At 45.3% G+C, this 15174-nt stretch carries 13 protein-coding genes and 1 riboswitch; of the genes, 5 read left to right on the forward strand and 8 right to left on the reverse strand.

The window, feature by feature from the left end:
• Nucleotides 1–65: 65 nt before the first annotated feature.
• The 8 genes from xylE to EV202_RS02290 all read right to left on the reverse strand — a co-directional run bounded on the left by xylE (nt 66) and on the right by EV202_RS02290 (nt 9301).
• The gene (gene xylE, locus EV202_RS02255; RefSeq protein WP_131925148.1) at nt 66–1541 is read right to left on the reverse strand and encodes a D-xylose transporter XylE; all 1476 of its coding nucleotides are present in this window, start codon (nt 1539–1541) and stop codon (nt 66–68) included.
• Nucleotides 1542–1773: 232 nt separating this feature from the next.
• Nucleotides 1774–3090: a xylose isomerase gene (gene xylA, locus EV202_RS02260; RefSeq protein WP_131925151.1), complete on the reverse strand. Its 1317-nt coding sequence runs from the start codon at nt 3088–3090 to the stop codon at nt 1774–1776.
• Between the two features lie 44 nt (nt 3091–3134).
• A complete protein-coding gene (locus tag EV202_RS02265; RefSeq protein WP_106068552.1) occupies nt 3135–4622 on the reverse strand; it encodes a xylulokinase in 1488 nt (495 codons plus the stop codon).
• Nucleotides 4623–4674: 52 nt separating this feature from the next.
• A complete protein-coding gene (locus EV202_RS02270; RefSeq protein ID WP_106068551.1) occupies nt 4675–5406 on the reverse strand; it encodes an NUDIX hydrolase in 732 nt (243 codons plus the stop codon).
• Nucleotides 5407–5806: 400 nt separating this feature from the next.
• Complete coding sequence (locus tag EV202_RS02275; RefSeq protein ID WP_131925154.1) at nt 5807–6688, reverse strand: DNA-methyltransferase; 882 nt, start codon at nt 6686–6688, stop codon at nt 5807–5809.
• Nucleotides 6689–6690: 2 nt separating this feature from the next.
• On the reverse strand, nt 6691–7467 hold the full coding sequence (locus tag EV202_RS02280) for a type II restriction enzyme (RefSeq protein ID WP_131925157.1): 777 nt from the start codon (nt 7465–7467) through the stop codon (nt 6691–6693).
• 8 nt (nt 7468–7475) lie between these two features.
• Complete coding sequence (locus tag EV202_RS02285; RefSeq protein WP_131925159.1) at nt 7476–8297, reverse strand: type II restriction endonuclease; 822 nt, start codon at nt 8295–8297, stop codon at nt 7476–7478.
• Between the two features lie 29 nt (nt 8298–8326).
• Nucleotides 8327–9301 carry a DNA adenine methylase gene (locus EV202_RS02290; RefSeq protein ID WP_131925161.1) on the reverse strand — a complete coding sequence of 325 codons (975 nt, stop codon included), beginning with the start codon at nt 9299–9301 and terminating at the stop codon, nt 8327–8329.
• Nucleotides 9302–10475: 1174 nt separating this feature from the next.
• Between EV202_RS02290 and fabD the strand changes: the two genes are divergently transcribed.
• The 5 genes from fabD (at nt 10476) to thiC (ending at nt 15158) form a co-directional block, all read left to right on the forward strand.
• Entirely contained in the window at nt 10476–11363 is an 888-nt protein-coding gene (fabD, locus tag EV202_RS02300; RefSeq protein ID WP_131925163.1) for an ACP S-malonyltransferase, read from the forward strand.
• 207 nt (nt 11364–11570) lie between these two features.
• Nucleotides 11571–11663: riboswitch (TPP riboswitch) on the forward strand.
• Between the two features lie 71 nt (nt 11664–11734).
• A complete protein-coding gene (gene thiS, locus EV202_RS02305) occupies nt 11735–11932 on the forward strand; it encodes a sulfur carrier protein ThiS (RefSeq protein ID WP_106070435.1) in 198 nt (65 codons plus the stop codon).
• 5 nt (nt 11933–11937) lie between these two features.
• Nucleotides 11938–12570, forward strand: coding sequence for a thiamine phosphate synthase (locus tag EV202_RS02310; protein ID WP_394364500.1), 633 nt, complete (start codon nt 11938–11940; stop codon nt 12568–12570).
• A gap of 40 nt (nt 12571–12610) precedes the next feature.
• Nucleotides 12611–13423 (forward strand): thiazole synthase, encoded by an 813-nt coding sequence (locus EV202_RS02315; protein WP_106068547.1) that lies wholly within the window; start codon nt 12611–12613, stop codon nt 13421–13423.
• Nucleotides 13424–13457: 34 nt separating this feature from the next.
• The gene (gene thiC, locus EV202_RS02320; RefSeq protein ID WP_234878227.1) at nt 13458–15158 is read left to right on the forward strand and encodes a phosphomethylpyrimidine synthase ThiC; all 1701 of its coding nucleotides are present in this window, start codon (nt 13458–13460) and stop codon (nt 15156–15158) included.
• The last annotated feature ends 16 nt before the right edge of the window (nt 15159–15174 follow it).

The following is a 15174-nucleotide window of genomic DNA, read 5'->3' on the forward strand; positions in this document are numbered from 1 at the left end:
AGAAAGGTGGGGTCAATCTTTATCAACCCCACCTTTCTTTATCAATTACACCGGATGAGTAATTACTATTTCCGGCTTTTCCACAATTGGGTCATATCTTCCAGCGTTTTACCTTTTGTCTCAGGCACCAACTTCCAGACGAAGATGGCTGCCACCACACAGATGACGCCATAGAGCGCATAGGCAAACATGTGTCCGAATTTGTCGCCCATCTCTCCTAACCGCATGTTATACATAGGTACAAATGTGGATGAGACTATGAAATTGAAAATCCATTGAAATGCCACGGCAATGGCCACTGCCGCACCACGAATGGTGTTCGGGAAGATCTCTGCAATCAGCACCCAGCAAATGGGACCCCAGCTGAACATGAATGAAGCACTGTACACCATGATGCTGATGACCGGCAAAATGGACGGAAGTCCTGTGACAAGGTTGCAAAGAGCTACACCGCATGCTCCTATTGCCATACCGATGGAACCGGATATCAGCAAAGGCTTGCGTCCCCATTTTTCTACCGTGAAGACAGCCAGCAGTGTGAACAGAATATTGATGACGCCCATAATCACAGTCTGTATCATCGGGTTACCCATACCCATTGTATGGAAAATGCGCGGGGCGAAATAGAGCACGGCATTGATGCCGACGGCTTGTTGGAATACGCTGAGCATGATACCGATGAAAATAACCATCCATCCGTACGTGAAGAGCTTTTCGGTTTTTTCTTCGGCTGTTGCTTTGATTTCGAACAAGATGATTTTGGCCTGAGCAAGTCCGTTGATGCGGCTCAGTACATGCAACGCCTTCTCGTCCTTGCCGCACAGGGCAAGATAGCGGGGCGTTTCAGGTACAAACAACACCAACAAGGCAAAAAGTCCTGCGGGAACAGCCTCGCTGACAAACATCAGGCGCCATCCGGTTTCAATGGTCCATGCAGCTGCATCCGGGTTCATGATTTGGTTCACACCGTTTACTAAATCTATGACGGGATTGGCATGGCTGCCCAGAATCAAGAAATTCACGAAATAAACCACCAGCTGACCGAAGATGATGGCAAACTGGTTCCAGGAAACCAATGTTCCGCGAATATTGCTCGGAGCAATTTCCGCAATATACATGGGGCAAATAGCAGAAGCTAAACCGACACCGATACCACCTAAGACGCGATAAAGATTAAATGCAATCAGCAACGAGTAAGAAGGCACTCCCCGTTCGAAGAACAAGAACTCCGGATAATAAGAACCGAGCGCAGACAATAAGAACAGGACACCTGCTACGAATAGGGAGCGTTTGCGACCAAGGCTGGAAGCAAGGAAACCTGAAATTGCGCTACCCAGAATGCAGCCTATCAGTGCACTGGAGGAAGTTATGCCGTGCATCGTGTCGGTATATTCAAAATCGGCTCCCATGAAGAAAGCCTGAAGTCCTTTTTCTGCACCGGAAATAACTGCCGTGTCGTATCCGAACAGTAGTCCGCCAATGACGGCAACAAGTACAATGGAAAAAAGGTAAACTTTGCTACCGTTTTCTGTATTGTTCATAATAAAAGGGATTAGGGATTAACTATAAACGACTAAACTACGAATAGCCGGATGTTCAAGGCAATGGCGTAAGAGTCCGCGCAGATTATATGGGAAATCACGGATTTAGTGCCAAAAATGCGTAAACCCGTGAAGTCCGTATCCGAATATTGCATTACAGCGCAAATAAGCTTTGTTTTCTTGACATCGCTTCAGCCATCATGTAATCTGCTATTCGTAATATGAATGAAGCTTAGCAATACATGTTTACGATTGCTTCATACAATTCTTGCTTGCCGCTGGTTTGTTTGGGCTCGCCGTTGGCCTTGGCATATGCCACAACTTCTTCCAGTGTCAGCTTGCCTTCCTCAAATTCTTTACCTTTGCCGGCATCGAAAGAAGCATAGCGGTCGGCCAGCATCTTCTTGTAAGGAGATTCCTCAAGTAGTTTGGCTGCACTTTCAAGAGCTCGTGCCATGGCATCCATACCTGCAATGTGTGCAATGAAGATGTCTTCCAAATCGGTAGAGTTACGACGGGTCTTGGCATCGAAATTCGTTCCACCATTGCCCAAACCGCCGTTACGGATGATTTGCATCATGGCTTGTATCAAATCGTAGTTATCGATGGGGAATTGGTCGGTATCCCAGCCGTTCTGGTAGTCACCGCGGTTGGCATCGATAGAGCCCAACATGCCGTTGTCAACGGCTACGGCCAATTCGTGCTCGAAAGTGTGGCCTGCCAGTGTGGCGTGGTTCACCTCAATGTTCACTTTGAAATCCTTATCCAGATTGTGAGCCTTCAGGAAGCCGATAACAGTTTCGGTATCCACGTCATATTGATGCTTGGAGGGTTCCATCGGTTTAGGTTCAATCAGGAAAGTGCCGGTGAAGCCTTTGCTGCGGGCATAGTCGCGTGCCAGCTTCAACATCTGTGCAAGGTGTTCCTTTTCACGTTTCTGGTCGGTATTCAGCAATGACATATAGCCTTCGCGTCCGCCCCAGAATACATAGTTCGTACCGCCCAACTCAATAGTTGCATCGATGGCGTTCTTGATTTGAACGGCAGCACGTGCCACCACGTCGAAATCCGGATTGGTCGCGGCACCGTTCATGTAGCGTGCATGGCTGAATACGTTGGCAGTACCCCACAGCAGTTTGATGCCTGTTTCGGTTTGTTTCTGCTTGGCGTATGCCACAATAGCTTTCAGGTTGGCTTCGTATTCCTCGATGCTATCGGCTTCGTCGCAGAGGTCTATGTCGTGGAAACAATAATATTCGATACCCATTTTCTGCATGAATTCAAAACCGGCATCCATTTTGTTTTTGGCAGCCTGTACCTTGTCGGCCTCACCGTTCCAAGGAAACTTCTTCGTGCCACCGCCAAATTGGTCGGAACCTTCTGCGCAGAGGGTGTGCCACCATGCCATGGCAAACTTCAACCAGTCTTTCATCTTCTTTCCCATGACCATTTTCTCGGCATCGTAATAGCGGAATGCCATCGGGTTCATACTCTCTTTACCTTCGAATTTGATTTTTCCTATTCCGGGAAAATACTCTTTTGTTGTCATAATCTTAATTTGTTTTTAGGGTTTATTTTTATATTCTGTTTGTTTTATGAAAGAACGTTGAGCAAGCACTGTTTCCAGCGTCCGTATGCTTCTGCATACGCTTTACGGTCGGCCGGTTTCGGCTCAATGACCTCCAGCTTCTCTAATGTGGCAAAAGCCTCGTTATTGTCTTTGTAGATGCCGGCACCAATCCCCGCCCCTTTGGCTGCTCCTACGGAACCGTCGGTGTCGTACAACTCGATTACTGCGCCTGTTACCCCTGCCAGTGTTTCGCGGAATAGCGGGCTGAGGAACATATTAGCTTTTCCCGCATGGATTTTCTGTACGGGGATACCCATTTGTTCCATAATGTCGATGCCGTATTTAAAAGAGAAGACGATACCCTCTTGCGCCGCACGGACGATGTGTGATTTTCCATGCAGGTTGAAGTTGATTCCTTGTACAGAACAACCGGTTTCTTTGTTTTCGAGCATACGCTCCGCTCCGTTGCCAAAGGGCAGAATGCTCAAACCTGCGCTACCTATGGGAGCTTGCGCGGCCAATACATTCATGTCGTTGTACGAAATACCTTCGGGAGCGACGGTGCGCTTTACCCACGAATTGAGAATGCCTGTTCCGTTGATGCACAACAAGACGCCCAAGCGGGTTTGTTCGGCACTATGGTTGACGTGTGCAAATGTGTTGACACGCGATTTGGGGTCGTAGTTTACTTCTCCGTTCACACCATATACCACACCGGATGTACCTGCGGTAGAAGCTATTTCTCCGGGGTTGAATACATTTAGTGAAAGGGCGTTGTTGGGCTGGTCTCCGGCACGGTAAGCGATGGGGGTTCCCTCCTTTAAGCCCAATTCGCAGGCAGCGGCAGCATTGACGCGTCCTTGTTCGGAGAAAGTGGGCCTGATATCGGCTATCAGTGAAGAGTCAAAGCCATAATGCTCCATCAGGAAATCGGCAATCCGATCATTCTTGAAGTCCCAGAACATGCCTTCGGACAAGCCGGAAACGGTGGTGCAGATAGTACCAGTCAGCTTCATTGCAATGTAGTCGCCCGGAAGCATGATTTTATGAATTCGTTCGTATACGGCCGGTTCGTTTCTCTTAATCCACGCCAGCTTGGATGCGGTGAAGTTTCCCGGAGAATTCAGCAGGTGCGAAAGGCACCTCTCCTCTCCCAATGCTTCAAATGCTTTTTGGCCGTATGGAACGGCTCTTGAATCGCACCAGATGATGGCGTGACGCAGCACTTGCCCGTTCTTGTCCACACACACCAAGCCGTGCATCTGATATGAGATGCCGATAGCTTTGATGTCTCCGGCACTCACTCCGGACTCTGCCAATACGGCTTGTGTGGCCAGCTTCAGGTTTTCCCACCAAGATTCGGGATTTTGTTCTGCCCATCCCGGTTTCACGGCAATGATTTCCGCCTCTGTCTTGGGAAAGAATGCGGATGAAACGCATTTGCCGCTTTCCGCGTTTACCAAACTTGCTTTTACTGACGAGCTGCCAATGTCATAACCTAATAAATACATACTCTATTTTTATTTTTTTTGATTACTCATTCTTTATGCCTGCTAAAATCGGTTATCGTCTTGTTTTATTATATATTTTCTTATCGAACCGGTAGTAGCGTGCCGCCCGGTGGGCCACCCCCTGTTGCTTCTCTTCCAGCGGGACAACGTATTCCATCATCGCTATTTTCTTGTGGAAGTTGCGGACATCTAACTGTTTCCCATACACCAGCTCATACAAAGTGCGCAGTTGTGATGCTGTAAATTTTCGTGGCAACAGGTCGAATAAAGAAGAAGGGTTGAACTCTACATATTGGCGGATGTAGATTAAAGCTTCCTTGATGATCAGGTTGTGGTCGAAAGCCAGCGTCTTTACGTCTTGCATAGCGACCCAGTCGGCCTGATAATTGTCCAAATCCCGATTCAGCGCCCGATCTATCTTCACCAGCGACAGATATGCTATGGTGACGATGCGTTCCACCTTCAATTGCATGGCCCGTTCCAGCCAATGAACGTCTTTGGGGTCTTTCGTACGATTCTTCGAGCCGAATGCTTTGAACTGCATCAGGTTGACATTTTTCAATCCCGTAAGCTCTTTCAGCACTCGTTTAGCTGCCTCGTCCAAATCCTCGTCCATATAAATCAGGCTTCCCGGAAGTTTCATATCATGGAAAACTTCGCCTTTTTCTTCACCGACACGCTTTATCAGCAACACTTTCAGTTGCTCACCGTCGAACCCGATAACCACACAATCTACGGAGATGTGATTGTTTGCCAAGGGTATTTCATGTATCGTATTTTGCATATTTTTCATTTTGAACGCTGCAAATATAGAGAAGTTTTTATAAAAACAAATAAAAAATAATCGTTTTTATTTCATGTTATAAAGCACTATTTTTCAATAAGATACATATCATATATTTTACAATAACAAATCATATTGTTATCGTACTGCATACAATATTATGTAATTGTATCAATGACAATAAGAGGTAAATGCCTTGATTTAAAGTTTTTCCCTTGTTGGTTTCTTAGGATAGAAGGGGGATGCTTATTGTATGGAAACAATTGTTCCTTGCATCCGGATTTTTGCATAATCCCATTCGCCCCCTCAATGAAAAATTAAAAAATAAATGAAGTCTAGACTTTGACTAAAGAGAAGTTGTTTTATTTATTAAGGTATTGCAAGCTAATTCACCTTAAATTTATTGTAGCCAAGGCACGCCATAGCATAATTCCGAGCCGTCTGCCACGAAGAAGTTGTCTGGTGGCAAGATGGTTTTTGCTTTTACCAGCCGATTAAGATACGCTGAACGCATCTCATTGCTCTCTATCTCCTCCCTTCGGGACTTACTCATGAGCAAGAACTCTTCTTCCTTTTCCAAGCCAAGATATCTTCTACCAAGCAGATTTGCTGCGATTCCCGTTGTTGCACTTCCGCTGAATGGATCAAGAACCCATGCCCCAGCTTCCGTACTTGCTTGAATCAGTCGTGCCAGTACACCCAGCGGCTTTTGAGTGGGATGTTTACCACACGATTTTTCCCATTTTCCTATGGCAGGCAATTGCCATACATCTGTCATTTGCTTGTTTCCATTCAGTTTCTTCATTAATTCATAATTGAAGTAATGAGCCACTTTCGGAGACTTGCGAGCCCAAATAATAAACTCAGTACTATATGTGAAATAACGGCAAGATATGTTTGGTGGAGGATTGGTCTTAGCCCATGTAATCACGTTCAAAATTTTGAAACCTAACTTCAACAACTGTTGTTGTACACTAAAGATGTTGTGATGAGTGCCCGATATCCAAATAGTAGCATTCTCTTTCATGTGACAACGCACAGCCGAGAGCCAACGCAGATTAAAGGCATCCAATTCCTCGGGTGTTATAGACTTGTCCCAATCACCCTTGTCCACACACACCACCTTTCCACTCTGACAGCTGATTCCACCACTCGACAAGAAATATGGAGGATCTGCAAAAACCATATCAAAGCCAAATTTAAACTTAGATAAGGTCTCCACGCAATCGCCTTGAATGAGAGTGAAGTCATTAGAAAAGGATTTATAATAAGAAGGGCTCATCTTTATGAAGTTTGAATTCTATATCTACCTGACTTAACAAGTTTTATACTGTTGTAATCTTCAATATCAGTAAACTGAAATTGCCAAATATAGAAAATCTTTTCTCCATTTATCTCCCTCTTTTCAAAAAAAACGGGGTATACAACTTTTGACGTCTTTTCACTCCATTGTCTATATGGATAATATAGTTGTCGAATAATAACATTGGTGGCGGAAAAGTTCTTTGCTTCAATTAAAACAATAGATGTTTTTCCTTCATAACCTGCATCCACTTCTGTTTGAACACTAGAGATGTGAAGCTTATTGTTTCCAACCTTGAATGAAAAATCAGGTGTATATTTTCTCCCTCTAATTGTAAGGACTAATGATGGATCACTCATGAAAGTTCTTATTAAAGAATTAGCATAAGCGAAATCTAAAAATTGCATTTCAGAGTCACCAACTATAGAACTTTCAAGTTCGAAATCCAGTTTGCTCTTATAAGTCTGGATTGGTGTATTTATCTCTGGGACATCAATATAGCCCTCACCTTTTAAGATATAATAGTAGCCGTTTTTTTTAGGAAGAATAAATAAGCCGTTCTTGACAAAGATACTAGGTCTATCAGATCGTGTATCTTGTTTACATAAGATTCGAGGTTCTTTATCTCCTGTCGCTGTAAAATTCTGACAAGCCATTTTTATTTGATATGCAGAGAGTTTAAATGGTCCTTTATTGAAATCGTGACTATTAATTTTATAGTCACTAAAAATTTTGTTCCAAGCTTTATCTGATGCCATAACTAATTTTATTTTACAAGGTTAATAAAATCATCAATATTTGTTAGATTGTAAATACTTGGAATTATGTTGTAGGCTTCCTGAAGTTTGTTCTTTGCAGACTTCCAACCTATTCCATCGGTGACCCATACAAACTCAAAGCCATCAACTGAATTAATCTTAGGTGCAATGTCCGAGTATGAGCGAGCAACCTCATTTAGTTTTGAACCTCCACCACTATAGAAATTTACCTCTATAAGATAAGTCTTTTCAAGCGTCTCTATAACAAAATCAAAACGCTTTTCATCATCGCCAAGAACCTTTTGCAGTTCTGCCCATTCAATCGAATACACCTCTTGACGATAAAAAATGCCATGGTCAGTAAAAATCTTAGCCACCATACTTTCCATTACATGACCACTTCTATTTTTGCGAGCATTGCTGTCGAGACCTGTTTCTATGCCGAAAACATAATCAACTAAATTGTTAATCTTTCCTTCTCTTAATATTTCCGCAAGACCCGTATTCTCAAGGTACTCAACAATCCCATCAACACTTTCAAATAATCTATCAAAAACAATACAATCACCCTTGGAATTAAGAATCTTCTTCTTACCCTCACTACGGACTGCAATAAGAATGTCCATGATACTAAAAGCTGTTTTATCACGATTCCAAATAGTCTCTACGCTCTTACGAAGATTAGTGGCTCCAATAAGACTATTCAGCATACATAGACTTAACTTTATGTTGTCAACATTGCTTGATATCTTTCCGAAATCACAGAAGAAATCCAATGTTTGGTTTGTCTCTTGAAGCTGAGACATGAACTTATCAAAATTCTTAGCCATATATTTTGTATTGTGGCGAATCGCCTTAATTAAACTACACTTGTTATCTTATCATCTTCAGCAATATATCCAGAGCCGAAAATGAAATTGGCTGGATATGCATTTGCTTTGGTGTTTAAATAGTTATGTACTAATATTTCTGTTAGTTTACCTCTTTTATTTAATTTTGAGTTTATACTTCTTGAAGCCCAAACACGTTCTATCTTATATGCTCCATATAACACATCAAAAAAATCATCCTCTTCATTTTTTCCTTTACAATCAGAGTTACTAAGCATGAATTTATAACCGGCTTTATGAACTCTATCGCAATACTCCTTTAATCGAATTTGTGCATCATCGTTAAATACTTCTTTTGCATAATCATTAAAACTTGAAGTATCACTCAATGGACGATACGGTGGGTCAAAATAGAAAAGGGTATTGACATGGGCATACTCAAATGTTGTTTCGAAATCTCCGTTAAGAATCTCTACTCGCTGTAATAATTTACTGTCTCCCAAAATTGTATCTGGATCGCAAATTGTTGGATTGAGATATTTTCCGAAAGGAACATTAAAAAAACCTTTTTTGTTTACCCGATATAGCCCATTAAAACAGGTTCTATTGAGGAAAATAAAATATGTTGTGTTCTCTATAGACTCAAGATTTTTCTCATTGTAACGGTCACGAACAGCCAGAAAAAAATCCTTTCTAGCTTCTTCTGTCTGAAGGGAATGATAGGCATTGGCTATATCTTGCAAAGATTCTATAAGTTGAACAGGTGTATCTCTGACGGTACGATAACAGGTCGTCAAATCAGAATTGATATCATTGATAATTGCATGTTGGATATTAGGATAACGCTGAAGCATATAGAAGAGCATCGCTCCACCGCCCACAAAAGGTTCTATGTACGTTGCATTCTCCCAATCACCAAAGTCGGCAGGAAGTTGCGCATCCAGTTGTCCAATGAGCTGACTCTTACCACCAACCCACTTGACAAAAGGTTTTGCTTTATTCATTTTATTCATTTTATAGTTCATTCTAATGTTCTACTTCGTTGATAGAATCATCACATATTATATTGATTTATATCGATTCATATATTGCACCCCTTCTTTCATTCCTTCTTCACCGACTCCGACACTTCTTCCAGCTCCATCAGTTTATTCAGGTTTACCTGCAAAAGTTTGGAGGTCTTCATCATCGTTTCAAGAGAAGACAGGTCAGCGTTTTATACACCACTTACTAATCGTAGCCGGAACTTTACCTAATTATTCTGTCAAACACTTGTTTGTCTTACCTTTATCGACCAGTCTCTTTTTGATTCTGTTTAACTTTCTATCCATTGTGATACTTCAATTCTCGAATTGTATGGGCAAAGATAGTATTATTCTTCGAGAAAAATGCTTAATCTGTAACCCGTTGGTTGAATTAAAAGTTAATACAATGATAGATAGAAAGTTGTGCATGTCGTTGACTTTTAGTAATTTAATAGTGTCCAAACTGTTAAGTTCAAATCGACATATGCACAACTTCATCGTATATTTCACAAGAATCCACGACATCTGTAAGAAATTTGCAGGAAATCGTGTAAATGAGCATGGCAATGTCCCTCGCTGTGAGGTTATTCTCGCCTTCTCCGATTTGGAAGTTATAGCCCTCTCTCTTACAGTGTTGCACTATGGGGAATATCCAAAGGATAAAGAACGATGGTCTATGGTCGTACGAGCCGACTCCAAGCCAACTCCAAACCAACTCCGAGCCGGCAAGCAATTCAAAAATGCCCAAAAACGCCCTTAATATACACTGAAACAATTAGTTAATTGTGGAACTCAGCCTCGCGCGCGCGAGAGAAGAAAAGAATAAGATAAGATTAAGAATACACCTCCCTATAAATACTCCCTCCTTCGGTGGAGGAGGCGGAGATGAAAATCAAAAGAATCGGAGAAAGTCCGATAGCGTCACATGTCGGCAATACAATGGCCGCACTTTGTCGGGGCAAAGCCCACGGCATAGCAGTTGCATTGCCACACCTTATGTCTCTTAAAGTGTGGGCATAAGGGCGGTAAAGTGCGGCATCACCCCTTCCGAAGTGCGGCAATGCGAACTTTCCGTTGCTTTCATATGGTTTATGTGAAGAAAAAGCATACCTTTGCAGCAGTTTTTTCATTAAACACTAAAACAAGTAAAATTATGAAAGCATTTGTATTTCCGGGTCAAGGCGCTCAATTCGTGGGCATGGGAAAAGACCTGTACGAAAACTCGGCTTTGGCCAAAGAACTTTTTGAAAAAGCAAATGATATCCTCGGATATCGCATCACCGATATCATGTTCAACGGTACGGACGAAGATCTCCGCCAAACCAAGGTTACTCAACCTGCCGTATTCCTTCACTCCGTTATATCCGCCCTCTGCATGGGCGATGGCTTCAAACCCGAAATGACCGCCGGCCATTCGCTGGGCGAATTTTCGGCATTGGTTGCCGCTGGCGCTTTGAGCTTTGAAGATGGCCTGAAACTGGTTTACGCCCGCGCCATGGCCATGCAAAAAGCCTGTGAGGCACAACCTTCTACCATGGCAGCCATCATTGCCCTGCCCGATGAGAAAGTAGAGGAAATCTGCGCTCAGGTAAGTGCCGAAGGCGAAGTGTGTGTGGCTGCCAACTACAACAGTCCGGGACAAATCGTTATTTCCGGCTCTATGGCGGGTATCGACAAAGCATGCGAACTGATGAAGGCCGCCGGTGCCAAGCGTGCATTGCCCCTGAAAGTGGGCGGCGCATTCCACTCTCCGCTGATGAACCCTGCCAAAGTAGAACTGGAAGCGGCCATCAACGCCACAGCGGTTCATACCCCGAAATGTCCGGTATATCAGAATGTGGACGCATTGCCCCACACCGATCCGGAAGAAATCAAAAAGAATCTGGTGGCTCAGCTGACGGCTTCGGTACGCTGGACGCAAACCGTGAAAAACATGGTTGCCGATGGCGCTACGGACTTTACGGAATGTGGCCCCGGTACGGTTTTGCAAGGATTAATCAAGAAAATCGCTCCCGAAGCATCCGCTCACGGAATCGAATAATATTCAGTCTGATTTAGAGCCTGTTTAAATTTTACGCTGCATTGTCTTTACAAGTGACATTTAAACAGGCTTTTATTCCTGACTTCTTTTTTATGTTCTTTTGTTCTTTTGCCTGAAATCCATACTTTTCCATCAAAAGAATAAAAGAACTTTTTTTATCTCCCCTATTACTTGCTTTTGCCTCCTCTTTGTTGTATCTTTGCCAACGTAAATACAAAGGGGTGCCCCTCGACGGGCTGAGATCATACCCTCGAACCTGATGCAGTTAGTACTGCCGTAGGAATTGGATATTTCTTTTCTTCTAAAAGCATCTGCCGTAACGGCGCGCTTCTTTGTGTTTACTTCCATTATTTTTTTAGAAACAGAAAAAAATGAAAGTATCAGTCAACAGCAAAGAAGTGGAAACCGATGCCACCACCCTTGCGCAACTTATTGAAGAACTCTCCTTGCCGGCACAAGGCATTGCCGTTGCCGTAGACAACCGCATGGTGCCCCGTGCGGAATGGCCGGCGCATGTCCTGCATGAATCCCTGTCCGTCGTCATCATTAAAGCCGCCTGCGGAGGGTAACTGTCATGGCACAAATTCAGTTTATCACCCATCATACGGAACGGTATTCCCATCCGGATGCCGCACGCATGGCTCTTGAGGGCGGTTGCCGCTGGGTGCAACTGCGCATGAAAGACACACCGGTGGAAGGGATAGAGCCTGTGGCCCTGAAAGTACAAGCCCTTTGCCGACAATATGAAGCCACTTTCATCATTGACGACCATGTGGAGCTGGCTGGGAAACTGCATGCCGACGGTGTGCATCTTGGAAAAAACGATATGCCCATAGCCGAGGCACGCCGTATTTTGGGCGGAAGTTTCATCATAGGCGGCACGGCCAATACGTTTGAGGATATACGGATGCACCATGCGGCAGGTGCCGACTACATAGGTTGCGGTCCTTTTCGCTACACCGCCACCAAGAAAAACTTGAGTCCGATATTGGGAATAGAGGGCTATATGGACATTCTCGGCCAAATGCGGAAAGCGGACATATACTTGCCGGTAGTGGCCATCGGAGGAATTACGGCGGAAGACATTCCGGCTGTCATGCAGACAGGCGTTGGCGGGATTGCCCTTTCGGGCGCGGTGCTGAGCGCCCATCAGCCGGTGGAAGAAATGAAAAAAATCATTAGGCTCGTGCAAGGAAGTCGTCAATAAACATGGAAATAGCCAACAACAAAACAACAAATACACCAATATGGAAAAATTAGTGATTGCGGGATGTGAATTCAATTCCCGCTTGTTTTTGGGAACGGGAAAGTTTTATTCCAACGATGTCATGGAACAGTCCGTTCTGGCATCCGGCGCAGAAATGGTGACGGTGGCCATGAAGCGTATCGACCTGAACGACAAAGAGGATGATATGCTGAAACACATCTGTCATCCTCACATCCGGTTGCTGCCCAATACCTCGGGAGTACGCAACGCCGAGGAGGCCGTTTTTGCCGCACAAATGGCACGTGAGGCTTTCGGTACAAATTGGCTGAAACTGGAGATACATCCCGACCCTCGTTATCTGCTGCCCGACTCCGTAGAGACCCTGAAGGCTACGGAAGAGTTGGTGAAGCTGGGATTTGTGGTGCTTCCTTACTGTCAGGCAGACCCGACTTTGTGCAAACGCCTCGAAGAAGCCGGCGCCGCCACCGTCATGCCGTTAGGTGCACCCATCGGAACGAATAAAGGACTGCAAACCCGCGACTTCTTGCGAATCATCATCGAACAGGCCAACATCCCCGTCGTGGTAGACGCCGGCATAGGTGCTCCGAGCCATGCTGCCGAAGCAATGGAGATGGGCGCTGCGGCTTGCCTCGTCAATACCGCCATCGCCGTAGCCGGCAATCCGGTAGCCATGGCAAGAGCATTCAAACAAGCCGTGGAAGCGGGCCGCATGGCTTATGAGGCAAAGCCGGGTGTGCAGGCCGATAATTTTGTGGCGGAGGCAAGTTCACCGTTGACGGCGTTCTTAGAAAACTCTTCTTCCGAGAAAAATGACATTTCTATGACTTTTTGACGTAAATTCTTTTGATTCATTCAATCCAATCATCATGAAAATAACATATCCCCGTTCCGAAAAAGTATATCTGCCGGGTAAGCTGTTTCCCGAATTGCGCGTAGCCATGCGCAAGGTAGAACAAGTGCCCGGCACTCATTTTGCAGATGGCAAGAAGGTAATCACCCCCAACCCCGATGTATATGTTTACGACACCAGCGGCCCGTTCAGCGACCCCGACATGGAAATCGACCTGAAAAAAGGACTTCCCCGGCTGCGCGAACCGTGGATATTGAGTCGAGGCGATGTGGAACAATTGCCCAGTATGACATCGGAATACGGACGCTTGCGCCGTGCCGACCGTTCGCTCGATCACCTTCGATTTGAGCATATCACACTGCCCTATCGTGCCAAAAGCGGAAAAAGCATCACCCAGATGGCTTATGCCAAACAGGGCATCATCACTCCCGAAATGGAGTATGTGGCTATCCGCGAAAACATGAATTGTGCCGAGTTGGGGATAGAGACCTACATCACTCCGGAGTTTGTGCGTCAGGAAATCGCCGCAGGACGTGCTTTGCTGCCCGCCAACATCAACCATCCGGAAGCGGAACCGATGATTATCGGCTGCAATTTCCTCGTGAAAATAAATACCAACATAGGCAATTCCGCTACGACATCGAGCATCGACGAAGAGGTGGAAAAAGCCGTTTGGAGCTGCAAATGGGGAGGAGATACGCTGATGGACCTTTCTACGGGCGAGAACATACACGAAACACGCGAATGGATTATACGCAACTGTCCCGTTCCCGTAGGTACAGTGCCCATTTATCAGGCTTTGGAGAAAGTGGGAGGAAAGGCGGAAAACCTCAGTTGGGAGATTTATCGCGACACCTTGATAGAACAGTGCGAGCAAGGGGTGGATTACTTCACCATTCACGCCGGCATCCGTCGCCACAATGTGCATTTGGCCGACAAACGCCTGTGCGGTATCGTGAGCCGTGGCGGCAGCATCATGAGCAAATGGTGCCTTGTGCACAACCGTGAGAGCTTCTTGTACGAACATTTTGACGATATCTGCAACATACTGGCGCAATACGATGTGGCAGTATCTTTGGGCGACGGACTGCGCCCCGGTTCCACATACGATGCCAACGACGAAGCCCAGTTTGCCGAGCTTGATACGATGGGCGAACTCGTGCTCCGGGCTTGGGAAAAGAATGTGCAGGCCTTTATTGAGGGGCCGGGCCATGTGCCCATGCACAAAATCAAGGAAAACATGGAACGCCAGATAGAAAAATGCCACAATGCCCCCTTCTATACCCTCGGCCCTATCGTGACGGATATAGCACCGGGATACGACCATATCACCTCCGCCATCGGTGCGGCACAGATAGGCTGGCAGGGTACGGCGATGCTGTGCTACGTCACTCCCAAAGAGCATCTGGCGCTGCCCGACAAGGAAGATGTACGCGTAGGGGTAATCACCTATAAGATAGCGGCGCATGCGGCCGATTTGGCCAAAGGGCATCCGGGAGCGCAAGTGCGCGACAATGCCCTGAGCAAAGCCCGGTATGAGTTCCGCTGGAAAGACCAGTTCGACCTCTCGCTCGACCCGGAACGTGCTTTCGGTTATTTCCATGCCGGCCGGCATACCGATGGAGAATATTGCACGATGTGCGGGCCGAACTTCTGCGCCATGCGCCTGTCCAGAGAGCTGAAAGGGCACAAAAATAAAATCGAAACAGTTTCTTAATCTTTTTTCTATCGGA

Source organism: Prevotella heparinolytica, assembly GCF_004342845.1.
GTDB classification, from domain to species: domain Bacteria; phylum Bacteroidota; class Bacteroidia; order Bacteroidales; family Bacteroidaceae; genus Bacteroides; species Bacteroides heparinolyticus.